General features: G+C 49.8%; 26 protein-coding genes and 1 pseudogene. 6 read left to right on the top strand and 21 right to left on the bottom strand.

The window, feature by feature from the left end; all coding sequences use genetic code 11:
- Positions 1-17 precede the first annotated feature (17 nt).
- Positions 18-596: an orotate phosphoribosyltransferase gene (gene pyrE, locus HCR03_RS02290; RefSeq protein WP_066650480.1), complete on the bottom strand. Its 579-nt coding sequence runs from the start codon at positions 594-596 to the stop codon at positions 18-20.
- Between the two features lie 145 nt (positions 597-741).
- On the opposite strand from pyrE, the pseudogene HCR03_RS19615 reads away from it, so the two are divergent.
- The 3 genes and pseudogenes from HCR03_RS19615 to HCR03_RS02280 form a co-directional block, all read left to right on the top strand.
- Positions 742-1,439, top strand: a pseudogene (locus HCR03_RS19615) (pseudouridine synthase); the annotation flags it as partial.
- A 15-nt stretch (positions 1,440-1,454) separates the two neighbouring features.
- Positions 1,455-1,700, top strand: coding sequence for an RluA family pseudouridine synthase (locus tag HCR03_RS19610; RefSeq protein ID WP_228725230.1), 246 nt, complete (start codon positions 1,455-1,457; stop codon positions 1,698-1,700).
- Positions 1,701-1,743: 43 nt separating this feature from the next.
- Complete coding sequence (locus HCR03_RS02280) at positions 1,744-2,385, top strand: class I SAM-dependent methyltransferase (RefSeq protein WP_187036499.1); 642 nt, start codon at positions 1,744-1,746, stop codon at positions 2,383-2,385.
- 38 nt (positions 2,386-2,423) lie between these two features.
- On the opposite strand, the gene hisE is transcribed toward HCR03_RS02280, so the two are convergent.
- The 18 genes from hisE to HCR03_RS02190 all read right to left on the bottom strand — a co-directional run bounded on the left by hisE (position 2,424) and on the right by HCR03_RS02190 (position 20,802).
- The gene (hisE, locus tag HCR03_RS02275; RefSeq protein WP_066650483.1) at positions 2,424-2,750 is read right to left on the bottom strand and encodes a phosphoribosyl-ATP diphosphatase; all 327 of its coding nucleotides are present in this window, start codon (positions 2,748-2,750) and stop codon (positions 2,424-2,426) included.
- Positions 2,743-3,102: a phosphoribosyl-AMP cyclohydrolase gene (gene hisI / locus HCR03_RS02270; RefSeq protein ID WP_066650489.1), complete on the bottom strand. Its 360-nt coding sequence runs from the start codon at positions 3,100-3,102 to the stop codon at positions 2,743-2,745. Before hisI ends, hisE begins: the two co-directional genes overlap by 8 nt.
- Positions 3,099-3,839, bottom strand: a complete 741-nt coding sequence (hisA, locus tag HCR03_RS02265) for a 1-(5-phosphoribosyl)-5-[(5-phosphoribosylamino)methylideneamino]imidazole-4-carboxamide isomerase (protein WP_066650491.1) — start codon at positions 3,837-3,839, stop codon at positions 3,099-3,101. The genes hisI and hisA overlap by 4 nt, the downstream gene beginning before the upstream one ends.
- A gap of 21 nt (positions 3,840-3,860) precedes the next feature.
- Positions 3,861-4,436 carry an imidazoleglycerol-phosphate dehydratase HisB gene (gene hisB, locus HCR03_RS02260; protein WP_066650493.1) on the bottom strand — a complete coding sequence of 192 codons (576 nt, stop codon included), beginning with the start codon at positions 4,434-4,436 and terminating at the stop codon, positions 3,861-3,863.
- A gap of 19 nt (positions 4,437-4,455) precedes the next feature.
- Positions 4,456-5,505, bottom strand: a complete 1,050-nt coding sequence (gene hisC, locus HCR03_RS02255; protein WP_187036497.1) for a histidinol-phosphate transaminase — start codon at positions 5,503-5,505, stop codon at positions 4,456-4,458.
- On the bottom strand, positions 5,495-6,790 hold the full coding sequence (hisD, locus tag HCR03_RS02250; RefSeq protein WP_187036495.1) for a histidinol dehydrogenase: 1,296 nt from the start codon (positions 6,788-6,790) through the stop codon (positions 5,495-5,497). The genes hisC and hisD overlap by 11 nt, the downstream gene beginning before the upstream one ends.
- Entirely contained in the window at positions 6,784-7,440 is a 657-nt protein-coding gene (gene hisG / locus HCR03_RS02245; protein ID WP_187036494.1) for an ATP phosphoribosyltransferase, read from the bottom strand. The genes hisD and hisG overlap by 7 nt, the downstream gene beginning before the upstream one ends.
- Positions 7,441-7,451: 11 nt before the next feature.
- The gene (gene hisZ, locus HCR03_RS02240; protein ID WP_187036492.1) at positions 7,452-8,648 is read right to left on the bottom strand and encodes an ATP phosphoribosyltransferase regulatory subunit; all 1,197 of its coding nucleotides are present in this window, start codon (positions 8,646-8,648) and stop codon (positions 7,452-7,454) included.
- A 72-nt stretch (positions 8,649-8,720) separates the two neighbouring features.
- Positions 8,721-13,064: a PolC-type DNA polymerase III gene (locus tag HCR03_RS02235; protein WP_407926828.1), complete on the bottom strand. Its 4,344-nt coding sequence runs from the start codon at positions 13,062-13,064 to the stop codon at positions 8,721-8,723.
- A 13-nt stretch (positions 13,065-13,077) separates the two neighbouring features.
- Entirely contained in the window at positions 13,078-14,118 is a 1,041-nt protein-coding gene (gene ispG, locus HCR03_RS02230) for a flavodoxin-dependent (E)-4-hydroxy-3-methylbut-2-enyl-diphosphate synthase (RefSeq protein ID WP_187036488.1), read from the bottom strand.
- Positions 14,115-15,197: a M50 family metallopeptidase gene (locus tag HCR03_RS02225; RefSeq protein WP_228725065.1), complete on the bottom strand. Its 1,083-nt coding sequence runs from the start codon at positions 15,195-15,197 to the stop codon at positions 14,115-14,117. Before HCR03_RS02225 ends, ispG begins: the two co-directional genes overlap by 4 nt.
- 3 nt (positions 15,198-15,200) lie before the next feature.
- The gene (locus HCR03_RS02220; protein WP_187036486.1) at positions 15,201-16,355 is read right to left on the bottom strand and encodes a 1-deoxy-D-xylulose-5-phosphate reductoisomerase; all 1,155 of its coding nucleotides are present in this window, start codon (positions 16,353-16,355) and stop codon (positions 15,201-15,203) included.
- A 42-nt stretch (positions 16,356-16,397) separates the two neighbouring features.
- Positions 16,398-17,222, bottom strand: a complete 825-nt coding sequence (locus HCR03_RS02215) for a phosphatidate cytidylyltransferase (protein WP_066650509.1) — start codon at positions 17,220-17,222, stop codon at positions 16,398-16,400.
- Positions 17,223-17,930, bottom strand: coding sequence for an isoprenyl transferase (locus tag HCR03_RS02210; protein WP_187036483.1), 708 nt, complete (start codon positions 17,928-17,930; stop codon positions 17,223-17,225). It lies immediately after the preceding gene.
- Positions 17,931-17,935: 5 nt separating this feature from the next.
- Positions 17,936-18,490 carry a ribosome recycling factor gene (gene frr, locus HCR03_RS02205; RefSeq protein ID WP_066650511.1) on the bottom strand — a complete coding sequence of 185 codons (555 nt, stop codon included), beginning with the start codon at positions 18,488-18,490 and terminating at the stop codon, positions 17,936-17,938.
- Positions 18,491-18,492: 2 nt separating this feature from the next.
- On the bottom strand, positions 18,493-19,212 hold the full coding sequence (gene pyrH / locus HCR03_RS02200; protein WP_066650517.1) for a UMP kinase: 720 nt from the start codon (positions 19,210-19,212) through the stop codon (positions 18,493-18,495).
- A 277-nt stretch (positions 19,213-19,489) separates the two neighbouring features.
- Positions 19,490-19,951 (bottom strand): transcriptional regulator NrdR, encoded by a 462-nt coding sequence (gene nrdR, locus HCR03_RS02195; RefSeq protein WP_187036481.1) that lies wholly within the window; start codon positions 19,949-19,951, stop codon positions 19,490-19,492.
- 68 nt (positions 19,952-20,019) lie between these two features.
- Positions 20,020-20,802: a sugar phosphate isomerase/epimerase family protein gene (locus tag HCR03_RS02190; RefSeq protein ID WP_156990925.1), complete on the bottom strand. Its 783-nt coding sequence runs from the start codon at positions 20,800-20,802 to the stop codon at positions 20,020-20,022.
- 113 nt (positions 20,803-20,915) lie between these two features.
- Here HCR03_RS02190 and HCR03_RS02185 point away from each other — a divergent pair, with 113 nt between their 5' ends.
- On the top strand, positions 20,916-21,353 hold the full coding sequence (locus HCR03_RS02185; protein WP_187036479.1) for a hypothetical protein: 438 nt from the start codon (positions 20,916-20,918) through the stop codon (positions 21,351-21,353).
- Between the two features lie 126 nt (positions 21,354-21,479).
- Positions 21,480-23,381, top strand: a complete 1,902-nt coding sequence (locus HCR03_RS02180) for an ABC-F family ATP-binding cassette domain-containing protein (RefSeq protein WP_187036477.1) — start codon at positions 21,480-21,482, stop codon at positions 23,379-23,381.
- 42 nt (positions 23,382-23,423) lie between these two features.
- Here the strand turns inward: HCR03_RS02180 and HCR03_RS02175 are convergent, their stop codons facing one another.
- Positions 23,424-23,672 carry an HPr family phosphocarrier protein gene (locus HCR03_RS02175; protein ID WP_066650524.1) on the bottom strand — a complete coding sequence of 83 codons (249 nt, stop codon included), beginning with the start codon at positions 23,670-23,672 and terminating at the stop codon, positions 23,424-23,426.
- Between the two features lie 130 nt (positions 23,673-23,802).
- On the opposite strand from HCR03_RS02175, the gene mtaB reads away from it, so the two are divergent.
- Complete coding sequence (mtaB, locus tag HCR03_RS02170) at positions 23,803-25,137, top strand: tRNA (N(6)-L-threonylcarbamoyladenosine(37)-C(2))-methylthiotransferase MtaB (RefSeq protein ID WP_187036474.1); 1,335 nt, start codon at positions 23,803-23,805, stop codon at positions 25,135-25,137.
- Here the strand turns inward: mtaB and HCR03_RS02165 are convergent.
- Positions 25,101-26,390 (bottom strand): glycoside hydrolase family 10 protein, encoded by a 1,290-nt coding sequence (locus tag HCR03_RS02165; RefSeq protein ID WP_228725064.1) that lies wholly within the window; start codon positions 26,388-26,390, stop codon positions 25,101-25,103. The genes mtaB and HCR03_RS02165 overlap by 37 nt on opposite strands.
- Positions 26,391-26,474: the final 84 nt, after the last annotated feature.

Genomic DNA, 26,474 nt, shown 5'->3' with positions numbered 1-26,474 from the left:
CTCCCTTTTATTAAGAATCAGCTCTTTCTGCTGCCCGGTTTGATCGGAGCGGGGGCTCCCGCTTTACAAAGAGGGCAGTCCTGAGGTTCCCATGACTCTACTTTTAGCGAAACAACCGCCTGATACGGAACGCCGAAATCGATTCCTCCCCCCGTGCGGTCCACAATAGAACCGACCCCGGCAACGATGCCTCCGCTTTTCCGAATAAGCTCTATTACTTCGCGCACAGAGCCTCCGGTCGTTACAACATCTTCTACAACAAGTATTCTTTGCCCAGGGGTCACTGCGAAGCCGCGGCGCAGAGTCATTTTGCCGTCGTCCCCGCGTTCGGTAAAGAAGTTTTCACATCCCAGCGCCCTGCTGACTTCATAAGCCATCTGCACAGCGCCCATTGCCGGCCCGATTACAATTTCAACACCTTCGCTCTTATATTTTTCGGCAAGAGCAGCGCAAAGCTCTTCACTGTATCTGGTGTTTTGAAAAATTTTGGCACACTGAAGGTAGCGGTTGCTGTGCCGGCCGGAGGTCAGCTTAAAATGTCCTTCCAGCAAAACGCCCGCTTCGTTGAATATTTCCAGAGCGCGTTCCTGAGTCATGCATGAATCCCCTTTGTTTTTTCTTCTATTTTTTCTATTATATACTAAAATATATTATTTGAAAAGCCTTTTCGGGCTTTCGTTCCATTCAAATCATGATATAATCAATTATATATCCATTTTTATTCAGGAGATTATATAAATTATGAAAACAGTTGTAATCGGTGCGAATGACGCCGGGCAAAGGCTGGACAAATTCCTTACCAAATCGTTCCCAAATCTTCCTCAGTCCATGTTGTACAAGAGCATTCGCAAAAAAGATATTAAACTGAACGGCAAACGGTGCGGCATATCCGATCGGTTAGCAGAAAACGATGTGCTGTCGATGTATTTAAAGGATGAATTTTTCCAGACTCAGCCGAAACAATATGATTTTTTGAAGGCACCGGCCCGGTTGAATGTTGCATATGAAGACGATAATCTGCTTGTTTTGGACAAACAGCCCGGCCTGATTGTCCATCCTGATGAGAGTTATCATTTTGATTCTTTGATCGCGCGGGTTCAGCATTATCTTTTTGACAAGGGAGAATACAGACCCGATGAGGAAAATTCATTTGCTCCCGCACTAATCAACCGAATTGACCGAAACACGGGCGGACTCGTAATGGCGGCAAAAAACGCGGAAACTCTTCGCATCATGAATGAAAAAGTGAAACAGCGCGAACTGCAGAAGCTTTATCTTTGCGTTGTATGCGGCGTTCCGCAAAAAAAGAAGCCACGCTGGAAGGATACCTGCAAAAAAACGAAACGCAAAACCGTGTTTATATTTCAGAAAGACCGACAGCGGATACCAGAACGATCAGAACCCGGTATCGGGTTTTATCGGAGCGGAAAGAATTCAGCCTGCTGGAGGTGGAATTGCTGACCGGACGCACGCACCAGATCAGAGCTCATCTTGCTTCCATCGGTCATCCGCTGGCCGGAGACGGGAAATACGGAACCAACGCCCGCAACAAAGCGTCGGGATTTCCTTATCAGGCCCTTTATTCCTATAAGCTGAAATTTCGGTTTGAGTCTGATTCGGGGATTCTGGAATACTTGAACGGCAGGGAGATTGAGGCAAAGAACATCTGGTTTTTAAAGGAATTTTACCGTTTTTCCTGACGGGATGAGCTTTCACAAATGATTGAAAAGGAGCGAAAATTTGATGCTTACGCAGGAAGGTTTCGACCGTTGGGTGCCGGATTATGACAAAACAGTTTCACGGAACGAGAAAGAAAATGCTTACCCTTTCGCTGGCTATCAAAATGTTTTAACGGAGATTTATCATCGAATACAGTCAGGCGGCGGGTCGGCCGTGTTGGACCTTGGGTTTGGAACGGCTTCTCTTACCTCTCGCCTTTATTCGGATGGTTATGAGATTTTCGGTATGGATTTTTCAAAAGACATGCTTTGCCTGGCAAGGAAAAAAATGCCGAAGGCGGTACTGGCACAGGGCGACTTTACGGAAGGACTTCCGCAGGAGCTTGATCAAAGGAAATACGACTTTATCCTTGGTACCTATTCATTCCATCACGTTCCGGTGAACCGCAGAGTCAGCTTTTTTACCGGTCTTGCGGACCGTTTGACAGAGAAAGGGCAGATTATTATCGGGGATGTAGCTTTCCGGACCGCTGAGAAATATGAAACCTGCCACAGAAAATTCGCCGATATTTGGGACGAGGACGAATATTATTTTACGGCGCAGGAATTCACACGACAAATGAGTGATTTGCGTCTTACCTGCGCGTTTCAACCGGTTTCCTTCTGTGCCGGGGTGTTGACGCTTTGCCGCGAATCAGCCAAATAAAACAGCGCCGGTGCAGTTTGCATCGGCGTCTTTGTCGCTTATGTGTTTTTATTAACCTGATGGAATTTTTTCAAATTCCCGGTTTTTTCGCTCCGCTTCTCTAATTCCGCTTCCACATCGTCCAGAGAAATTCCTTCCTGAGCCATTAAAACGGTTAAATGATAAAGCAGGTCGGATATTTCAGCTACCGTATCGCTTTTTTTGCCGTTTTTTGCAGCGATGATGACTTCGCTGCACTCTTCCCCGCATTTTTTCAGGATCTTATCAAGTCCCTGCTCAAATAAGTAGCAGGTGTAAGATCCCTCCTGGTGTTCGTCCTTTCGGCTGATCACGGTATCATATAAATTCTGCAAAGCGTTACTCATCGGTATTCCTCCAGATTTCATTGAAAAAACAGCTGTGTGAACCGGTATGACAAGCCGCGCCGGTCTGGCGGACAACAACCAGCAGGGTATCGTTGTCGCAGTCCCCAAGAATGCGTGTCACTTTCTGCACATGGCCGGAAGTGGCTCCTTTGTTCCAGAGTTCCCTGCGGGAACGGCTGTAAAACCATGTATAGCCCGTTTCCAATGTTTTGCGCATGGATTCACGGTTCATATAGGCCAGCATCAAAACATCGCCTGTTCCCTCTTCCTGTACGACAGCGGGGAGCAGATCCGCTTTCTGAAAGAAGGGTTCGATCGTATCCTCCCGGATTTCCGCTCGGTACAGATTCATACAGTCGAGCCCTCCCTTTCCATTTGCCCGCAGAGCGTGACGGCGTCTTTCAAATCAAGTGTTCCTGCATAAATCGATTTTCCGCAGATTGCGCCATACAGGTTCAAACCTGCGAGGTCGGAGATGTCTTTCAGGCTGCTGATGCCGCCGCTTGCGATAATACGGCAGGAAACGCCGTTTTGAAGCTGTTTTAGCATGGAAAGATTTGGCCCGGAAAGGGTTCCGTCACGGGATATGTCTGTAAAGATCAAATACTTTACACCAACCCGCTCCATCCGACGAGCGAGATTGAGAGGGTCGATCGAGGAGGTTTCCGTCCAGCCATTTTGAGCGACCATGCCGTCTCGCGCGTCAATCCCTACCGCAATCCGTTCCCCATACCGTTTTACCGCGGAAACAACGAGCTCCGGATGACTGACCGCTGCCGTGCCGAGAATCACCCGGGAAATGCCGTTCTCAAGGTAGGCCCGGATCGTTTCCATGTCACGGATTCCGCCGCCCACTTCAAGCCAAAGCCCGGTTTCTTTCAGAATCCGCATCATTAATTTGGCGTTCACGGGTTTGGCTGCTTTGGCTCCGTTTAAATCCACTACGTGGAGCCATTGAGCCCCGGCCTCGCGAAACGAGCGCGCGGTTTCAACCGCGTCCTCCGCCACGCGTCGCGCGGTGTTGTAATCGCCCTGGATCAGGCGGACGCATTCTCCGTCAATCAAGTCTATTGCCGGCAAAAGTATCACAGCAGTTCCTCCGATTCTTCCCTATAAGAGTCCCTTAGTGGACAAAGGGCCGTTCCCCGCCGGGGCAACGGCAATCCGCATGGCGTGTCCCACCGCCTTATACAATGCTTCCGTCTGATGATGCGCGTTATTTCCGTATTTTACCGAACCATGAAGGGTGATTCCCGCATGAACGGCAAAGGCTCTGAAAAATTCCTCGGTCAGGCAGGAATCGTAATCACCGATCCGTTCCTGACAGAACTCCGCGTGAAATACGACAAACGGTCGCCCGCTGATATCGACAGCCGCGAATGCAAGGGCTTCGTCCATCGGCACATAAAAACTCCCAAATCGCGCAATTCCGGAACGGTCGCCAAGGGCCTCGGCAAACGCTTTCCCCAAAACGATGCCGGTGTCTTCCACCGTATGATGACCGTCGACGTTCAAATCACCGGAAGTTTTAATCTTTAACCCAAATCCACCGTGAACGGCGAATGAATTCAGCATATGGTCGAAAAATCCGACACCCGTTGAAATTTCTGTTTTCCCTCCGTCCAGATCTAACCGAACGGAGCAGTTTGTTTCCTTTGTTACGCGATTCTGTTCGGAAAATCTCATGCCGCGCACCCTCCCCGCTTTATAAAATTGTTTTCAAGCATCGGATTAATTTCATGTTTTCTTCCGCGGTGCCGGCGGTGATCCGGATGTAATCCCCCATATGCCGGACGACAATACCCGCTTTCTTAAGCCCCTCAAAAACACGCCTGCTTTCCAAGACACGAACCAGTATGAAATTTGTGACGCTGTCGTATACATGAATCTGATTGCAGTAAATTTGTTCCAGAAACTTCAACATGGAAGAAAGTTCTTTTCGGGATGCTTTTATTTCGGAAAGTCCGGAATCGAGCCAGCTTTTTTCTTTTAAAACGATGGATCCTATTTTTTGGGAGCACGCGTTTACGTTATAAGGGGACTTTACCGCTCGTATTGCGTTTGTAATGGAAGGATTGGCTACCGCGAATCCCAATCGAAGCGCGGCCATTCCGATCATCTTGGAACAGGTGCGCAAAACAATTAAATTATCGTAGTTTCCCGCTTCCCGAATGAACGACTGATCCCAGAAATCCATGTATGCTTCATCCAAAACGACAAGGACGTTGACGGAAGCGACCAGTTTCCGAACTTCTTCCCTCTTAAGGCCTCTGCCGGTCGGATTGCAGGGATTCGAAAAGACCAACGCTTTTATGTCATACTCCTTGGTAAGAGAAATCAGCTCATCAAGATCGATGGAAAAATCAGCTTTCTTTTGGTATTCAAAGCACTTCACTTCATTTAAATGTCCATAAAACCGGTACATGGAAAAATCGGGCGAGAGCGTCATAATCGCTTCGTCCTTCATGACAAAAGCACCCAGTATGACCGAAATCAACTCGTCGGAGCCGTTCCCTGCCGTGACGGACGCTTCATCCACGCCATAGAAGTCGGCAAAACTTTGGCAGAGCTCCTTGGCAAACGGATCCGGATAACGGTTAAAAACAACGCTTGCAGCAGCGTCCCTGATTTTAGTAAGTATTTCATCAGTCGGCTGAAGGAAAGATTCATTCGCATCCAGACGAATCGGAAAATCCCCCAGGATCGGGTCGTATGGTTTCAGGTCCCTGATTTTTGAGTTTAGATTATAAGCCATTTGAATACCTCACTCGGATCGAATTGGCGTGCGCGGTCAATCCTTCCGTCTGAGCAAGCGTCATAATATCTTCTTTCACCGGCTCCAGCGCCTGCTTCGTATAATAGAGAAAGCTTGATTTTTTGACGAAACTGTCGACAGACAACGGCGAGAAAAAGCGGGCGGTTCCACTTGTGGGAAGGACATGGTTTGGTCCGGCGAAATAATCGCCGAGCGGTTCGGGGGAATATTCACCAAGAAAGACCGAGCCGGCGTTGTCAATTCTGCCCAGATATTCCATCGGCTTTGAAACGCAAAGCTCCAGATGCTCCGGAGCAAGCTCATTTGCAAAAGCAACGGCGTCATTCAGATTCCCGCAGACGATCACAGCCCCGTAATTTTCGAGCGACTTTTCAATCATTTCCCGGCGGGACAGGCTTTGAACCTGACGCGATATTTCTTTCACCGTTTCTTCCGCGACAGCACGCGAGGTTGTCAGAAGAATGGCGGAGGCAAGAACGTCGTGCTCCGCCTGAGACATCAGGTCGGCTGCCAAAAAGGCGGGATTTGCCGTCTCATCCGCAAGAATCAGGATTTCGCTGGGTCCTGCAACCATATCGATGCCAACCGTACCGTAAAGCTGCTTTTTTGCCGTTGCGACGAATATGTTTCCGGGTCCGACTATTTTGTCGACCATCGGGATGGTTTCGGTTCCGAACGCCAGCGCGGCAATCGCCTGCGCTCCGCCGACCTGAAAAATTCTGTCAACGCCCGCAACGGAAGCGGCGGCAAGAATATTCGGGTTTGGCCTGCCGCCTTTCCCCGGCGGCGTCGTCATCACAATTTCACCGACGCCGGCAATTTTAGCCGGAATCGTGTTCATCAGCACGGAGGATGGATAAGCCGCAGTGCCGCCGGGAACATAAATACCCACACGCGACAACGCGTGAATACGCTGTCCCATCATCACGCCGTCCTGACGCGTCGCAAACCAGCTTTGTTGCTTTTGCCGCTCGTGAAAGTCCCTGATATTCCGGGATGCTCGATCCAGCGCCGTTAGAAACGCAGGATCGCAGGATTGTACCGCCCGATGAATTTCCGCCTTGTCCAGTTCCATCTGTTCGGGAAGAGCGCCGTCAAATTTCAAAGTATAATCCCGAACCGCCGTGTCTCCGTGTGCTTGAACATCCTCGATAATTTTTGCAACCGTCCGTTCAATTTCCGGGCTTGATTTACTGCCTCGCCGTTTTAACTGAAAAATCAAATTTTTGCCTGTAGCGCCGTCTCCCTCGAGAATTTTCAGCACACTCTCTCCTCCTTAACGCTAGACAGTTTTACAGACCGCTCCATTCGGTCTGTCAGAGCTTCTATTTCCGTTTTCCTGAGCTTCATGCTTGCCGCGTTGACAATCAGCCTCGCTGAAACGTCACAGATGGTTTCAATCACCGCTAAACCGTTTTCTTTCAGGGTTGTGCCCGTTTCAACAATATCTACAATCGCGTCGGAAAGCCCCAGAAGAGGGGCCAGCTCCACGGACCCTTCAATTTTAATCACCCGAATGTCCATTGCCTTGCTTTCAAAATAGCTGTGGGCAACGTGCGGATATTTTGACGCGATGGTTCTGGCGGAGTAGCCGCTGAAAAAGTCCGACCCGACAGGACCGGCCAGGGCAAATCTGCATTTGCCGAACCCAAGGTCGAGGATCTCGTAAAAGCTCCCGCCTTTTTCCATAATGGTATCTTTCCCAACGACTCCCAAATCGCAGACACCATGCTCCACATAAGTGATTACGTCCGCCGCCTTCGCGAGAACGACTTCCAGCCCATCCCCAACCGGAAGAATCAGTTTTCGGCCTTTGTTTCGTACCGCGGAGCAATCGATACCGATCTGTTCGAACAGGTTTACCGTGCTTTCTTCCAGCCTGCCCTTTGTCAGGGCGATTCTGAGTGGTTTCATTTTTACCAGCCTTATATCAGATTGATCGTTTTGATTGTTTCGCCTACAGAATCGATTCGTTTGATTCCGCTTACTTGGGCATAGGTGATCGCGTCGTCCTGCGTTTCAAAGACGCTGTTTTCACATCGCAGCCCCTTTGAGATCAGATCGGAAGTGTATTCAAGCGCCTTGACCTCATATCCGGCATCTCCGTGAACCAAAATATCCATCGGAAGCACCGGACATACGTTTCCGCGGTCAAGAAGGGTTTTCGCAATCGCATCCACATTGACCGCGAAACCGATTGCGGGCATCGGCTGACCAAAATGGCCGAGCAGGTTGTCGTAGCGTCCTCCGAGCAAAACCGCGTCGCCGAATTCTTCCACATATGCGCTGAACACGATCCCCGTATAATAATCATTTCGCTGGACAAGGCCAAGGTCGATCATGATCCGCCCGCTCTGTTCCAATTCGGAAAGGGAACGGTAAATTTTACGCAGATAGTCCAACGTTTGAACCAATCCCGAATCTTTGCAAAACGCCGAAGCCCGGTCAAAGACCTCTTCTCCGCCGAATAAGCGGGGAAGCTCTCTGAGCGCCTGCACATATTCCCCCTGCGGGAGAGCATCCAGAATTCCGTTCAGCCGCGCATAGTTCTTCGTTTCGATCGCGGAGCGCACATCTTCCAAAAGGTTTTCTCCGACAGAAATCTGCTGCGCAAGGGTGCGGAAGAAACCGGCGTGCCCGATTTCCAGGCGATACCCCGGAACGCATTTGCCCAGTGCTTCAACCGCCGCGGACAATACATCCAGATCGGCCCGAATTCCTCCGGCGCCCAAAAGCTCGATTCCGGTCTGTACGGATTCATCGCTTCGTCCGGTTAATCCCGGATGGTTCCGGTAAATCGGCTGGGTATAATACAGCCGAATCGGCTTTGGCAAATTTTGGAGCCGCGTCGCGGTCAGCCGGGCGATTGGAAGCGTTGAATCCGGACGCATTACGATCAAACGTCCATGCTGATCCGTCATTTTATACATGACATCCTGCGAGATGCCCGAAAAATCCGGATCGAACACATCGTAAAATTCCAATCCCGGCGTTACTACCTCATGAAAACCGCGGGAAGAAAACACATCGCTGATGGTTCTTTCAATATATCGTCTGGTAAGACATTCCTCGAACAAAAAATCCTTGGTGCCCTCCGGCGTAATTTTGTTGTTTTTCTTCATGAATGCCGCTCCTTGTTTTCATGCGCGGTTCACTTTACCGTGCTAATAGAATACCATACTAAAATCGCGCTGTCAACCGAATAATGACATTTGGCTGCTTTTCGGCAGATCTTTCAGAACCCCCGCGGCCTCAAATGTTTCAATCACGGATTTGGAAACTTTAGATCGGGTCTGAAGATCGTCCACGGAAATATAGGGGCCTTTCTTTCCCGCTTCCGCCAGACTGTTTGCCGCCGCTTCTCCTACCCCGGAAAGCGACAGAAACGGAAGCCGGATTTTTCCGTCTTCGACCAGATATTTTTTGGCTTCCGATTTGAACAGGTCAACCGGAAGGACCTCAATTCCCCTTGCCAGCATTTCGTTGACAATCTGAAAGGTGGAGTAGGCCGACTCTTCTTTGGCAGACGCTTCTTTTCCCTTCATGGCGATTTCGTTCATTTTGCGCCGAACCGCTTCGCGTCCCTGCATTACAAGCGCGCCGTCAAAGTCTTCTCCGCGCACGGTAAAGTATGCGGCGTAATATTCCACCGGGCGGTGGACTTTGTACCAGCCAAGGCGCAAAGTTGAAATCATATATGCCGCGGCATGGGCTTTCGGGAACATATATTTGATTTTCATACAGGAATCAATATACCACTGCGGAACGCCGTGGTCCTTCATCGCCTGGATGTAATCTTCAGTCAACAGCTTCGGTGCTTTTCCCTTTCGGGTGATTTCCATAATTTTAAACGCCATTTTCGGTTCCAGGCCTTTGTGCAGCAGATAAGTCATAATGCTGTCGCGTGTTCCGATGACTTCTGAAATGGTGCAGGTCCCGTTTTTAATCAATTCCTGCGCGTTGCCCAGCCAAACGTCGGTACCGTGCGACAGCCCGGAAATCTGAAGCAGATCCGAAAAAGTTTTTGGGTTGGAGTCCATCAGCATCTGCCGTACGAAGCTGGTGCCTACTTCCGGCAATGAAAAAGTGCCGGTCTGTGAATCGATATCCTCCGGCTTGACCCCAAGCGCTTCCGTGGAGGTAAACAGCGACATGACCTGCGGGTCGCTCATGGAAACGTCCATGACGGGAATTCCGGTGTAATCCTCCAGATAGCGGTAAATCGTCGGAACATCATGGCCCAGCTCGTCCAGCTTGCAAATCGTGTCATGAATGGAGTGAAAATCGAAATGAGTCGTGATGTTGTCGGAATTCTGGTCGTTGGCCGGATGTTGAACCGGGCAAAAATCAAAAACTTCTTTTCCCTTCGGCACGACCACCATTCCTCCGGGATGCTGCCCTGTCGTTCGCTTGACCCCCGTGCAGCCGGTGGCCAGGCGGAGTTCTTCCGCCCTGTGGAGGACAAGCCCTTTTTCTTCTTCATATTTCTTCACAAAGCCCAGCGCCGTCTTATCCGCAACCGTAGCGATTGTCCCGGCCTTGAACACGTGATCTTTGCCGAACAGTGTTTCCGTGTAGCGGTGGGCGCTCGACTGATACTCGCCGGAAAAGTTCAGGTCGATATCAGGGGTCTTGTCCCCGTCAAAGCCAAGAAAGGTTTCAAACGGAATCGTATGTCCGTCCCTGTTATATTCCGCACCGCAGACCGGGCATTTTTTCGGCGGAAGATCAAATCCGCTGCCGATGCTGCCGTCGGTTACAAATTCGCTGTGCTTGCAGTTTGGACAAACATAATGCGGCTCCAGCGGGTTAACCTCTGAGATGCCCGCCAAATTGGCGACGAAAGACGAACCGACCGACCCACGGGAGCCAACCAGATAGCCGTGCGCCACGGAATCCGCGACCAGCTTTTGAGCGATCATGTAAAGGATCGAGAAACCGTGTTTTGTAATAGAACCAAGCTCGCGTTCCAGTCTTTTCTGAACCAGCTCCGGCAGAGGATCGCCGTACAGTTCCTTCGCGCGCGTCCATGTGATGCTCGTAAGCTGTTCCTCCGCTCCTTCGATGAACGGCGGAAACGTCCCCTCGGGAATCGGCCGGATCTCCTCAACCATATTTGCAATTTTATTGGTGTTCGTCACGACGACTTCATAGGCTTTTTCTTTTCCCAAATAGGCAAATTCCCGGAGCATTTCCTTCGTTGTCCGAAAATATAGCGGTGCCTGTTCGTCCGTATCTTTAAAGCCGAGGCCCTGCATCAGGATTTTTCTGTAATCCCCGTCCTTCGGATCCATAAAGTGAACATCGCAGGTTGCAACAACCGGCAGATTCAGCTTTTCACCTAATTTTACGACGGTACGGTTAAACTCTTTGATTTTTTCCTCGTCGGGAACAAGCCCCTCTCGCACCATAAAACGATTGTTCCCGACCGGCTGAATTTCCAAGTAGTCGTAAAACGACGCAATTTCGCACAGAGCGGACCAAGGCTGCGCCCCGATTATCGCCCTGTAAAGTTCTCCGGCTTCACAGGCGCTTCCGATCAAAAGGCCTTCCCGATATTTGATTAGCTCCGATTTCGGGATTCTCGGATTCCGGTAGAAATACTCCAGATGAGATTTTGATATCAGTTTGTACAGGTTTTTCAGGCCGGTTTGGTTTTTCGCCAGCAGGATCATATGGTATGATTTCATCTTTTTAATATCGCCGCCGGCAAGGCAGCTATTGATATCCTGCACCGTTTTTGCGCTGGTATCCTCCTGCAAACGCTGAATCAGCCTTAAAAAGATCTGACCGAGAACCATAGCATCGTCGCAGGCCCTGTGGTGGTTGAAAGGATCGAGTTTTAGATATTTTGCGACCGTATCCAGCTTTGCGTTTTTAATTCCTTTTAGAAGCGAGCGGCACATCGGAACGGTGTCTATGTAAGTATTTGTGAATTCAAAGCCGCTTCGCCCGGCGGCTACCCGGATAAAAGAGGTATCGAAGTCGGCGTTATGGGCGATCAGCACCGCATCTTTTCCGCAAAATTGAAAGAACTGTTCCAGCGCCTGACGTTCCGAAGGAGCATCCTTTACCATTTCGTCCGTGATTCCGGTCAACCCGGTTATTTTAGCCGGAATCCCTCGTTCCGGGTTGACGAATGTGTCAAAAGAATCGGTTATATCACCGTTCACAATGCGAACCGCGCCGATTTCAGTAATCCGGTCCGCAGATGGGCTCAGTCCCGTTGTTTCAATATCAAACGAGATAAATTCGCCGGTAAGCTCTCTGACGGAATCCCCTTTGACAGCGGGCACCAGATCATTGACGAAATAGGCTTCGGAACCATAAAGAATTTTGATCGGCTGACCTTTCTTTTTCAGTTCCTCCGCAGCGTTCATTGCGTCCGGATAGGCCTGCGCAACTCCATGGTCCGTGATTGCCACAGCCGTATGCCCCCATTTGGCCGCTCTGTGAATCAGGTCCGATGCGGAGTTGACTCCGTCCATGGCGGACATTGTGGTATGCATGTGCAGTTCCACACGCTTGTCCTGGGCATCGTCCGTAACCTCCACCTGCTTTACAGTTGCGATGCTTTTGGGACGCAAGACGATTTCATGGTCATACTTGTCGTATTCCACATCTCCGCGCACCAGAACAGACATTCCTTTCGCGAGCGTGTCCAGCATCTTGCATTGGGTTGCCATCTCTATGATCTTGAGTGTAATGGAACTGGTGTAATCCGTGATATTGACGGAATAAATCTTTCGCTGCCTGTCGCGCGTCGCCTTCTGGTCCACAGAAAAAATTTCTCCCCATATGGTTGCGCTGCCGATATCCGGCGTGATTTTTGAAATTGGGATCGGCTTGGCCCGCGGCAGATGTCCGTAAATTTCCCTTGCGCTGTCAAGAATAACCGTGGGGTACAGCGTATCCCCTTCGCGTATGCTGATGGTTTTGGCGGTGTTTTTCTGCCTCAGGGAAGCTTCCTCCGATTCGATCTGTTCAGAAACTTCCTGTCTGCGGCGAGCCTCTTCTTTCACAAGCTTTCTGTTAATAAACGCCGCCGCACCCTCCTGCGCAGCCAGAACGCCGCCGAATTCTACAACCAGACTAATTCCGAATTCCTCACGGATCAGTTCGGCAAGCATTCTATCCACATGGCGGGCCAGCAGCATGTCTCCGCCGCCATGTTTGAGCTCGATCAGCAGCTTTCCGTTTTCCAGCTTTGCCTCGGAATCCGTCAGAGTTCCGTTCAGGCTCGCTTCACGGCGTTTCAGTTCCATAATCAGGCTCGGAAAATACTCCGTTGAAAAAGAAGCCTGCGGAAATGTTGGTTTCACGCAGGCTTTTGAGAGACGAAGCGGCTTGCAGGAGACAATGCTGCGTTCCACATGATCCAGAATGTTCCGTTCCACAAGGTCTGGAAAAAGGACGTTTGCCGTGAGCGCTCGAATGGCCGAATCGATCTGAATAGAAGCGATCGTTCCTTCCCGAACCGGCTCCGGAAACCGGGATATATCTATGTATTCGTGAAAAAAATCTCCAAACTTCTTCAAACGCATTCATCCTTTACATTTGTTCGATTTCCCGCAAAAGAGTTTCGACCAGTTGCTCTTCCGGAACTCTTTTCATAATTTTCCCTTTTTTAAAAAGCAGTCCCGCTCCGTCTCCCCCGGCAATTCCGATATCCGCCTCTCTGGCTTCCCCCGGTCCGTTGACGGCACAGCCCATCAGGGCAATCGTCAAATCCTTCGTACAGCCGGCAAGGCGCTTTTCGACTTCGTTTACAATCGAAATCAGATCGATCCGGGTCCTGCCGCAGGTAGGGCACGAAACAATCCGAATTCCTCCCCTTAAAGAAAGAGCTTTCAGAAGATCGATGCCGGCTTCTATTTCGCGCACAGGATCTGCGGTTAGAGACACGCGAATCGTATCGCCGATTCCCCTTTGCAGCAGAGAACCGATCCCGATCGAGGATTTAATCAGTCCCATTCGTTCGCTGCCCGCTTCCGTTACACCGAGATGAAGCGGATAATCACATTGTTCCGCAATCAGTTCATTCGCCTGAATCATATGATTGACATCGGATGATTTAATCGATATGACAATATCATCAAATTGAAATTTTTCCAACAGGGAAGCATGGCGCAAAGCGCTTTCCGCAAGCGCCTGCGGGGTCGGTCCGCCATACTTTTCCAGCAATTCCTTTTCAATAGAACCGGAGTTCACGCCGATTCTGATCGGTACTTTTCTGTCGGCGCAGGCGGCAGCCACTTCCCTGACCCGTTCGTCGGAACCGATATTGCCGGGATTGATTCTGATTGCGTCGGCTCCCGCCTCCGCACTGGCAAGTGCAAGACGGTAATCGAAATGAATATCCGCGACCAGCGGAATATTTACCGACTGCTTGATTGCAGGGATCAGAGCAACCGATTCGGCGTCCGGCACCGCGACACGCAGGATCTCACAACCCGCCTTCTCCAGAGCCTTGGCCTGAGAGACATTTCCGCTCAGATTAGCGGAGGGCCGGCTCAACATCGACTGCACCGTAATCTTTGCTCCGCCCCCCACCGCGACAGATCCAACATGGACTGTTTTCGAAATTCTCATGCTCCGCCCAGTCCTTTTCCTGTAATTAAACGAAGAATGTCGCTGTAGGTAACGACCACCATAAAACCCATCAGCAGGCAGAATCCAGCCGTTTCAACAATTCCGACGTATTTCTGCTGCAGAGGCTTGCGGCGAACGGCTTCCACGAGAAGGAACAGTACTTTCCCTCCGTCAAGCGCGGGAAAAGGCATCAGATTGACTACGCCAAGGTTGACGGTCAGAACCATAATCATATAAAGAATATTGTTGAGTCCCGCCATAAAATTCTGCGCAAGCCCGGCGGAAGCAGCCTGGTTGATCGCGCTGACCGCTCCGACGGGCCCCGCGACGTCGTTAAACCCGAATTTTCCGGTTGCGAATCCCACGAGGCTGTACCAAACCATGCGGACCGTGGAAACCGTATCCTGAAAAGATTTCGTAATCAGCGTGCCGAAGTTTTTATCCACCGGCAGCACATAAAAGTCCAGGGTAAGAACGCTCTTGCCGTTTACTTTCCGGCTGTTGAACTTGACATTGTCGAAAGTGAATGTTTTCCCATCCCGCAGCACTTCAATATCAACGGAATTAGGGTTTGCCGTCGCAAGGGCGAAGCTCAGGTCACGGTCCCCGTAAATCCGGTAATGGTCGACGGAGATAAATTCATCCCCTCTTTTCAATCCGGCCTGCTGCAGCGCCGAATTCTGATCAAACTGCGAAATGGTGGTGGAAGAGAACGCGCTTTCCTGCCCCAGAATCGTCATCATTAAAACAAGCCCGAGCAAAATGTTCATGACGGCTCCCATGACAACGACAAGGAATCGTTTCCAAACAGGTTTTTTGCCAAAGGAACCGGTATCTGCGCTTTCTTCGTCCTCACCCTCCATGGCACAGAAGCCGCCGATCGGCAGAAGGCGAAGGGAATAACGAGTTTCCTTTCCCTGTTTATGAAAAAGGGTAGGCCCCATTCCAATCGCAAATTCATTGACTCGAATCCCGCATAATTTCGCGGTAAAGAAATGGCCGAATTCATGGATAAAAATCATAAATCCGAATAGCAGAACAGCAATGATAATCAAAATTGCTTTTATGATGATAATCACCTCTCAGGTAGTAACTGTGCTCAAAACGAAACTGCGAGCGCGCGCATCGGCCCGCAGAACATCTTCGACGCTCCGCACCTCATCCACGTCAGGCTGATGCTCCATCGCTTCCCAAACCAATTCTCCAATCTCCAGAAAGGAAATTCTGTGGTCCAAAAACAGCTTTACCGCAACTTCGTTTGCTCCGTTCGCCGCTGCAGGCGCAAGGCCGCCGCGCCTTAATGCGCGTCTGCACGCCGCTAGACAGCGAAACGTCTTTTCGTCCGCATTTGAAAATGTCAGAGTACCGTATTTTGCCAAATCAAGAATATCCGTATCGGAGGCAAGGCGTTCCGGGTAGGTGAGGGCATACTGGATCGGAAGATGCATATCGGGTACACCGAGCTGCGCGATTACGGACCGGTCTTCAAATTCCACCATGGAATGGACGACGCTTTCCCTTTGCACCAGTACGTCAATTCTATCATCCGGGAGTCCGAAAAGCCAGGAAGCCTCAATAATTTCCAGCCCCTTGTTCATCATGGTCGAGGAATCAATCGTAACCTTCGGCCCCATATGCCAGTTCGGATGTTTTAATGCCTGTTCCGGAGTTACGCTTTTCAAATCTTCCAATGCTTTTCCGAAAAAAGGTCCGCCGGAAGCGGTCAGAAGAATCCTGCGTATTGCTTTTTTCCCGGGACTGCCCTGCAGACATTGGAATACCGCGGAATGCTCGCTGTCAACGGGAAGAATCCGGACATGTCTCTCTTCCGCTTCCCGCATGACCAACGCTCCGCCGGCCACCAGCGCTTCCTTGTTGGAAAGCGCTACATCCTTTCCGGCTCGAATTGCCGCAAGCGTCGGGCGAAGTCCGACCATTCCGACAACAGAATTGCAAACAAGGCCTGCCGTTGGCAGGCAGGCCGCTTCGCATAAGCCGTCCATTCCCTGCACTACCCTGACAGGCAGGTCGCTGACCGCCGTTTTCAGTTTTAGAGCAGCGGCCGGATCGTAGACCGCGGCAACCTGGGGGCGAAATTCCCTGATCTGTTCTTCCAGCAGGCCGACGTTTTTTGCTGCCGCCAGAGCGCAGATTTTCATTCCCAGCCTTCGTGCGACATCCAAAGTTTGGGTGCCGATGGACCCCGTGGATCCCAAAACGGATAAACATTGTTTCATTATTATTCACCAATTGTTTTGATTATTGCAGTCTATGAGAAATTAGTTTAAAACGATGGGAAGCAGCTGAACCAGAATATAAACAAACGGAGCTTCAAAGATGACGCTGTCGAAACGATCGAGAATCCCGCCGTGCCCCGGGATAATTTCACTGAAATCTTTAATATGGCAGCTGCGCTTGATCAGTGAAAAGCTCAGATCGCCAAGAATCGAGATGCCTGTTCCGAAAACTCCGATCAGAACAAGCGGCAGGTATGACACATTCACGCTGTAAGCATAATAGATCGCGTGAAATAAATAACCGAAAACCAGCATGGCGGCAACATTCAGAAGGAGGCCGCCGACCGCTCCCTCTACGGTTTTATGCGGACTGATATTTGGGCAGAGTTTGTGTTTCCCGAAAAAGGTCCCCGCGAAAAAAGCGCCGACGTCCGCCGTCCACGCGGAAAAGATTCCTATGATCACATAAAACATTCCATGGCTGCCGCCGATTTCTCTTAGGCTGATAATTGTTCCCAAAGCGGACGGAATCAGCAAAGACATGCTGTAAATTACGCCGACTTCGCGAAAAGTAATCTCCGTATGATATAAAATCAGAGCGGAAAAAATGATTACGGTGTAGAGAAAATAAGCGGCGTCATGCCAAAAGGAAGTCCCAAGGAATGGAAACACCGCAGAAAAAAGCAGACTGGGAATCAGAAGGATCAGATTTTTGGCAAGCCCCAGCGCGGTGATAATTTCATTCACCGCAAGGACGGAGATCAGGCCGATCGCAAAATTCAAAGCAAGCGGAAGCGTGCTGTTGCAGATGACGATCGCGGCCAGAAACACAATCAGAGTCAGTGCCGATGTAACTCTTGTTCTCAATCAAATCCCTCCGAAGCGCCTGTTGCGGGCGGCATAGAGATCCAGTGCTCGATCCAGATCATTCGGCTTGAAATCCGGCCAAAGAATGTCCATGAAAATATATTCGGTATATGCGGACTGCCACAAAAGAAAATTGGAAATTCTCTGTTCTCCGCTAGGGCGGATGATCAAATCAGGGTCAGGCTGCCCGGCGGTATACAGCCTGCGGGCAAAGTCCTCTTCTCCAATTTCGTCCGGCGGCAAAGTTCCATTCTGAACGTCCCGAACCAAAGCCTTTGCCGCCTGAACAATCTCTGCACGACCGCCGTAATTTAAAGCAATATTCAAAACCATGCCGGTCTTGTCCTTGGATACCCGGACAGTCTCGTCGATTAACTCCCTCAGTCTGGGGTCAAAGGCTGTTTCATCCCCAAGAAAGCGAACCTGAATATTTTCATCAAGAAAATTCGTCAAGGCATCGCTGAGATACTGCTTGAAAAGTTTTATCAGCGTCAAAACCTCATTTTGCGGGCGTTTCCAGTTTTCGGTCGAAAACGCGTAAATCGTCAGATAACGGATTCCTATTTGATTGCAATAGCGGACGATGGTTTTAAAAACCGCCGCTCCGGCCGCATGGCCCGCGGAACGGGGCAAGCCGCGTTTTTGCGCCCAGCGGCCGTTGCCGTCCATAATAATTCCCACATGTACGGGCAATATTTTTGCCGTCATGAATTTTATATCTCCAAAATTTCCTTTTTCTTGTTGTCGAAGACCTTATCCGTCTCCTTACAATACTTGTCCGTCAGTTCCTGCGTGTGTTTTTCAGCCGTTTTTAAATCGTCTTCCGTCAGCTCAGAGTTTTTCTTCTTCACTTTCAGCTTATCCATCGCGTCACGACGGATCGAGCGGATCGCGACCTTGCATTCCTCCGCCATTTTGCTGATTTCTTTCACGAGGTCGCGGCGTCTTTCTTCAGAAAGCTGCGGAAAAGTAAGCCGGATGATTTTTCCATCGCTCTGCGGATTAATTCCCAGTTCGGAAGTTTCTATCGCGCGTTCAATCGATTTGCATACGGTTGTATCCCACGGCTGAATGGTAAGGACGCGCGCTTCACTGACGGAAATGGCGGCAAGCTGATTGATCGCCGTCGGCGAGCCATAGTAATCCACCCGAATTTTGTCCAGGACAGCAGGATTGGCCCTGCCCGCGCGAATCGCGGCATAATCGCCCGAAAGAACGGAAATGCTTTTTTTCATACGGCTCTCGGCATCAGATAATATTTCTTTCATGACTAATCCTCCTTTACAACTTTTACAATTGTTCCAATCGGCTCGCCGCAGACCGCTTTTACAATGTTCTCCGGCCGGTCGATACTGAACACCAGAATCGGAATATGGTTATCCATGCAAAGCGAAGCGGCCGTACTGTCCATTACCTGCAGGCCACGGTTCAGCACGTCAAGGAAAGACAGCGAATCAAATTTTACCGCATTCGGGTTTGTCTTTGGATCGCTGTCATAAACGCCGTCAACCATGGTCGCTTTCAGCACGATATCCGCGTCGATTTCGGCGGCGCGCAGGGCTGCAGCCGTGTCTGTGGAGAAGAACGGGTTGCCTGTGCCGCAGCCGAAAACCACCACTCTCCCCTTTTCCATATGACGAACAGCCCGATTGCGGATATATGGTTCAGCGATCTGTCTCATTTCAATCGCAGTCTGAACACGGACCTGAACGCCAAGCTGTTCCAGTGCATCCGCCACGCCAAGCGCGTTGATTGTGGTGGCGAGCATTCCCATATGATCGGCACGCGTGCGGTCCATTTTGCCGCTGCTGCGCCCGCGCCAGAAATTTCCGCCGCCCACAACGATGCCGATCTGTACTCCCATATCGGCGCATTGTTTTATTGGCCTGCAAATTTCCAGAACCTTGTCGAAATCAATCCCGTGGGATTTCGAGCCGGCCAGACTTTCGCCGCTTAACTTTAATAAGATTCGTTTATATTTTGGCTGCAATTCCAACACTCCTATTCAGTTTCTCTTATTTTACATGATGGATTGTGCAAAGTAAAGCATTTCATCGCTAAATATAGTTATTCTTGCCAGATTACACGTGCCAAAGACAGGATGACGATTTCTTTTTTCACACAATACCCAACGACGGATCGGCAGGGCGCTTAAGCGAAAGCTTTTTTGCTCTCACCGGCACCGCCGGTGGTTTCGGTACACAAAAACAGCCGCCCAACTTTTTCACAATTGGCGGCTGAACTTCCGTTTTCAAGCGGCAGAATTACTATTTCGATTTATTTTTAATGATCCGGTTTAGCTCGTCCATAAACGTGTTGACATCTTTGAACTGGCGATAGACGGAAGCAAAGCGGACATACGCAACTTCATCGACAGATTTCAATTTTTCCATGGCATATTTACCAATCAGGCTGGACGGTACTTCGCGGTCCAAAGAATTTTGGAGCATATTTTCAATTTCGTCAACGATTTTTTCCAGCGTTTCAATAGAAACGGGACGCTTTTCACAAGCCCGCAGCAATCCGTTCAGCAGCTTGTTGCGGTCAAAGGCCTCCCGTGATTTGTCTTTTTTGATCACAACAATGGGTACCGTTTCAATCACCTCATAGGTGGTGAAACGCCTGGAACACTTCAGGCATTCCCTGCGTCTGCGGATTCGTTCCCCCTCGTCCGTCGGGCGTGAATCGATTACTTTGCTTTCTGCGTAACCGCAATATGGACACTTCATCGCTCGAATCACCTCTGCTTAATTATACCAATTTACGGTATGAATATCAAGCAAAACTATGAAATCTTTTATAATAATTCTTCAACAACATGTTTAGCCGAAACAAGTTCTTCCATCCGGGTGAAATTCTTCCGGTACACCTCGATAATCAGGTCCCCGTCAAATCCAAATTTTTCCAGAATGCGGATCAATGCCGGATAATTCATTGTTCCACAGCCGGGAAGCACGCAGTCCGATCCGGGCTTATTGTCATTCATATGGACGTGAACGATTTTGTCGCCCATCGCGGCACAAATTCGGTACGGATCCTGCCCGCCGCGGACCGCCTGCTTAATGTCAAGGACAAAAGCGCAGTTCTCGCCGCAGTGCTCCTTCATTTTTAAGATAAAAGACGGGTCGTCGCTTAAAAAATTATTTACATTTTCCTGTGCAACGGTTACACCAAATTTTTTTCCAAGTTGAAACAGCCGGACGTACCGTTCATAATATTGCAAATCGGCGGCAGGCGAGCGCTTATCGCTTCGTTTGCCGTGGAGAACAAATATTTCTGCGCCAAGTAAATTACATACCTCAAAATATCTTTTATAGATTTCAAGTCCGTCGAGAAACCGCCGTTCATAATCGGAAAACAGCATGAAACTTTCAAATCCGGAAGTAAACGGGTGCAGCGATTTAATGCGGCTGCCTGTATCCTCCGCCCTGAGACGAAGCTCCCTGACATAATCCGGCTTCAGTTCGCTGAATGTATTGATGAAAATTTCAAATTCGTGAAATTGCAGCTTCAGCAACGCGGAATAAGCGTCTTCAAGCAGCATCGGGTATAAACAAGCCGTGGAAATGCCGGCCCTCATAAAATCACCTCCTGGTTATTATATTCCAGCCGGGAGCAAAAGTCCAGATTAAACAGGATCGGTCACGGGTATCCTAATACAGTGAAGATGATTGAAGGAAGGAAGAGAACTCTATGCGGCGGGACAAAAAGAGAAATCTGATCGTTAACGAACTGTTTCGCGTTTCCCGTTTAAGCATGGAGGCGGCCGAGCTGGTCCTCCCTCTCGTGAAAGATGAAAGCTTAAAATATCAGGTTCAGCGGCAGCAAGAGCTTTACCACTCCACCGCGGCAAAGTCGGCGGAAATTCTGCGCCGAAACGGACTTCATCCGGAAGAGGAGCCGGGGCTGATGGAACGGGTTCTTCGTGATTCCATTAAAATGGATACCTCATGGAATAAAAGCTCCCCCCATATCGCACAGATTGCCATTCATTGTACGGACGCCGCGATGAAAGATCTGGTGAAATCCATGAACCGATCCGCCGACGACGACACGGAAAGCCGAAAGCTTGCAGAAGAATATCTGACCGAAAGTCAGAAAAACATTGAGCTTTTAAAAATGTACCTATAAAGGGGAAACTGCCCGGGAACCGCGCGCGTCCTTGATTTCAGCCGGCAATTCCGTTATAATGATTTGAACGGCAATCAAAGCCGTGAATCCTGCTTGACAAGCAGTGTACATAGGAAGGAATAGAGCATGGGTTACCTCAGCATCGGAAATCTGGAAAAATCGTTCGGTACGCAGGTGGTGCTGAGCGATATTTCCTTTGAAATACAGGAAAACGACCATGTCGGACTGATAGGAAGCAACGGTTCCGGAAAAACAACCTTGTTTAGACTGATTACCGGAGAGTTGTCCCCGGACGCAGGAACCATCTCGGCCGCAGGAAAAACGACGCTTGGCTATATGGAACAGCATGTTTGCCGCGACCTTGACAGGAGCGCTCTGGATGAAGTTCTCACGGTGTTTTCAGCGCTTCTTGCTCAGGAGCACGAGCTGCAAAAAATCGAACGGATACTTCTCAACGGCAGCGCGGAAAACGTTGATTCTCTTATAGATCGGCAAACCGTACTGAACGAAAGATTCATTGCGGACGGAGGGCTGACCTTTCGAAGCCGTGCGCGTTCCGCGCTTCTTGGGCTTGGCTTTGACGAGGAACAGACGGCTACCCCGATCGGCAGGCTGAGCGGCGGACAGCGCGCGAAACTGCAGCTGGCAAAGCTGCTACTCAGCAGTGCAAACCTGATGTTGCTGGATGAACCGACCAACCATCTTGATCTTGCGTCCGTCGAATGGCTGGAGGATTTTCTGCGCTCTTCCAAAGCGGCCTTTCTGGTAATTTCCCACGACCGTTATTTTCTGGATCGGGTAACAAACCGGACGTTTGAACTGAAGAATCACAAGCTGAGGCTCTATAAAGGAAGTTACACCTCCTATCTGGAGCAAAAGGAAAACAACGATCTCTCCGTAAGCCGACAGTACGAAAACACTAGAAAAGAAATCAGCCGTCTGGAAGGAATCGTCGCGCAGCAGCGCCGGTGGAACCGGGAAAAGAATATTAAGACTGCGGAAAGCAAGCAGAAAATGATCAACCGGCTGGAACAGACCCTTGTGAAACCGGACGCGCAGGAAAACACGCTTTGCTTCCGGTTTGGAATCAATGTTCGCAGCGGCAACGACGTTTTGACCGCCAAAGACCTTTCTCTCTCTTTCGGGGACAACCTTCTGTTTCAGAACGTGTCGTTTGAGATTTACCGGGGGAACCGGGTTTTCCTGATCGGCCCTAACGGCTGCGGCAAAACATCCCTGATCAAAGTTCTTCTGGGGCAGCTTTCTCCGGATTCCGGTTCCTTTCGCTTGGGGACAGGCGTAAAAATCGGATATTACGATCAGTTGCAGACAGGGCTGAGACCCGAAAAAAGAGTGATTGACGAAATCTGGGACTACTATCCTCAAATGACGGAAACACAGGTTCGCAGTGCGCTTGCGGTTTTTTTGTATCAGGGGGAAGATGTTTTCAAACAGGTTTCGGCTCTGAGCGGTGGAGAGCGCGCAAGAATTCTGCTGCTGCGCCTGATGCTGTCCCGGGACAATTTTCTTTTACTGGACGAGCCAACCAACCACCTGGATCTTCCGTCCTGCGAGGCGCTTGAGTCTGCTCTGGAAGATTATGAAGGAACTTTGCTCATCATTTCTCACGACCGTTATTTTATCAATAAAACCGCAAATCGCATTTTCGCTTTAAAAACGGATGGATTGGAGGACTGCGGCGCAAATTATCAGGAATACCTGGACAAAATAAAAAACGAACAGACCGCAGCGCCTGCCCGTGAAAGCGAAATGGAAAACGACTATAAAAGGAAAAAGAAACAGGGGGCCGCGCTTCGAAAACAAAAAGCAGCGATCCTCCGGCTTGAGAAAGAAATTGACCAAAACGAAAAAATCATTGCGGATCTGGAAGAAAAACTTGCCGAACCCGAGACTGCGAGCGACTATCAGGCTGCGATGGAACTAGCAAACCAAATTAACTCCCTGAAATCAGAGAATGAAAACCTCTTTGAAGAATGGAGCGGCCTGTCCCAGCAGGAAGAGGCATAAAAAAACAGCGCCGGTCTGAACGGCCGCGCTGCAACTTCAAATTTAAGATTTTATAGGGACGGGATCGCATTGGAACTGTTGTAACTGCCTGATAAAATCATCCGCATTATTGCTGTCGACTTCAATTTTCAGTGGCTTGGACAAATCAAGACTGAAAATACCCATGATCGATTTGGCATCGATTTTATATTTGTCGGTGGCAAGGTTGATCGGAAAATTATAACTGTTTGTCAATGTGACAAATTTTTTCACTGCTTCAATGCTGGAAAGAAGAATCGAAGTCGTGTACATACAGTTACCCCCCTGATTTATTTATCTCTACAAAATATAGCTCAAATCTGACGCAAGGTCAATGTTAAACTTGCCTATAGATTTTTTCTTTCGACAAAACAAAATATCTATTTTTATAAAAGGTGTACAAATGAAAGTATCTGTTCATACGCTAGGATGTAAAGTAAACCAATATGAATCCCAGGTTCTGCTGAACCGTCTTCAGTCGGCCGGCTTTACCGTTTGTGATTCCTTGCAGGAAAGCGACGTCGTCGTTCTAAACACCTGTACGGTAACTTCAATGAGCGACCGGAAAGCACGCCAGATGCTGCACCGCGCCCGCAGAGATAATCCGGGTGCAGTTTTGGTTGTAACCGGATGCCTGCCGCAGGCGTTTCCTCAGGCCGTTGAAAATGAGCTTGCGGAAGCCGATATTGTGCTGGGCAATTCCAACCGGTCCTCCCTTTTGCCCGATTTGCAAAAATATCTGATGGATAGACAAAGAATCATCGATATCGTCCCGCATAAGCGGGGCGAAAAATTCGAGCCGATGAATACGAACCGTTTTTTTGAGCGGACACGCGCTTTCTTGAAAATCGAGGACGGCTGCAACCGCTACTGTTCTTATTGCATTATTCCCTATGCACGCGGAGCGGTACGGTCAAAACCGATGGAAGAGCTGAAAAACGAACTGGAGCAAATTGCCGCGGGCGGCTATCGGGAGGTCGTTTTAACGGGAATCAACCTGTCCGCATACGGTCAGGAACTTGGCCTAACGCTTTGTGACGCGGTTGAAGCCGCCTGCGCGGTCGAGGGAATCCGACGGGTCCGTCTTGGTTCCCTCGAGCCGGAACGACTGGACGAATCCGTGATAGCACGTTTGAAGCGCCAGGAAAAGTTATGTCCGCAGTTTCATCTTTCGCTTCAAAGCGGTTGCGACGAAACTCTGAAAAGAATGAACCGGCATTACGATACGGAGGAATATCGAAGGATTGTCCGAAATCTGCGTAAAGAATTTGCCAATTCCGCGATCACAACGGATATTATGGTTGGCTTCCCGGGCGAAACGGAGGAAGAATTTGAAAGCTCCAAAATGTTTCTGAAAGAAATCGGTTTTGCAAAGGCGCATGTTTTCGCTTATTCCCGCAGACCCGGAACGGTTGCAGACCGCGCGCCGGACCAGGTGGACCCGAAGGTGAAAGAGGACCGCAGCAAACGAATGATTGAAGCGGCCCGGGAAACAAGGTCGGCGTTTCTTCAAAGCCAGTGCGGCTTGACGGAATCCGTCCTCTTTGAACGGAAATGCTCGGCCGGTGTCTATGAGGGCTATACGTCCAATTATACGCCGGTCAGAATGCACTGCGCCGAAGACCTCTGCGGAAAAATTCTGACGGTGCGCATCACGGAAACCACGCAGGATTTCTGCCTTGCCGAGGCGGCCGAGCCGGTTCAGGGCGAGCGGCCCAAAGCCTCCACAACATTCTGAACCTCCTGCTTTGTCTGACCCCCTACCAGATAATCGCAGGAATAAAACATGAATCCGTCACAGGTGGTTTCGCGCCCGTACTCAACCTGGCTTGCCAGAATCCCGCTGGAAGTTTTCCAGGTGCCGCTGTCCGCGTCGGACCCGGCCTTATAGACCGCCAGACCATAATAGAGTTTTACCTTTTTGTTTGTAACCAGCTGCCGCCATGCTTTTGCCGCAGTGTCAAACGGCAGGACCGGATTTTCAAAATTGACGTACAGCTGCGGACAGATATAATCCACATAGCCTGTTGCGGAGCACCATTCCGTGACGTTTGCGCCCATTGCAAGATCGTTCTGAACGTTGCCCTGCGGGGCGATTCCGAACGGCAGGGATGGCTTCACGGATTTTATTTCCTGATAAACCAGCGAGACCATTGCGCTGACGTTTGCCTGCCGCCAGTCCGAAAGGTTCATCGGAGTCCCGGTCTTTTTGGCGGATTCACAGTAAGCGGAATAAGCAGTCCGATCAAACGCCGCGTCTTGTGTCGGATAAAAATAATCGTCGAATTGGATGCCGTCCACATCGTAATTCTGCGCAATCTCCTTTACTCCGTCCGCTACAAAACGGCGGACTCCGCCGTAAGCGGGATTAAAATACTTGCCGTCCCCAAAATCGACCACCCAGTCGGCTTTTGCATTGTCTTTCTTCCATGTGTTGTAAACGTTTCCTACCGCTAAAATGGAAGGCGTGTTTGAAACCTGAATTCTCAGTGGATTCACCCAGGCTTGAATCTTCAATCCGGCCTGGTGGCTTGCCTTTACCATATCGGCAAGAGGGTCGTACCCCGGATTTACGCCCTGAGTGCCCCCCACAACATGGCTCCAAGGAAAATAAGAGGATTTGTACAGCGCGTCCGCAAACGGTCTTACCTGAACGATCAGCGTATTCATTCCGCACTTTTTTGCGTTGTTGATAATTGTGTTAAACTTATTTAAAAAGGCTTGTTCGCTTTTATCGTCGTCTCTGCTCATATTCAGGCTGAGATACGGAACCCAGACCGCGCGCATTTCCGATTCGTTCCCCGTGACCTGAGCGACGCTTTCCGCCGCGGAGGAAGTCGCACAGGCTTCGTTTGGCCTCGGGCTTTCCGCTACAGATGTTTTCAGATTGGGGCTGCGGTTAAAATTGACTGCCATCGTCACGGCAACAACGATCGCGAGAAGAAAAACACATACTATCATACTGTGCCGGTTAAACAGTCTGATTACCATTTTTTTCATCCTTTCCATAAAAAACATCATTTGACAGAAATAACGATATCGTGTAAAATAATCCCTTCGGGGGGTGGGGGGGGA

Origin of the sequence: Caproicibacter fermentans, from assembly GCF_014303955.1 — a bacterium.
GTDB lineage: Bacteria > Bacillota > Clostridia > Oscillospirales > Acutalibacteraceae > Caproicibacter > Caproicibacter fermentans.
The sequence above is the reverse complement of the archived record's forward strand: the minus strand, read 5'-3'. Positions and strand labels throughout refer to the sequence as shown.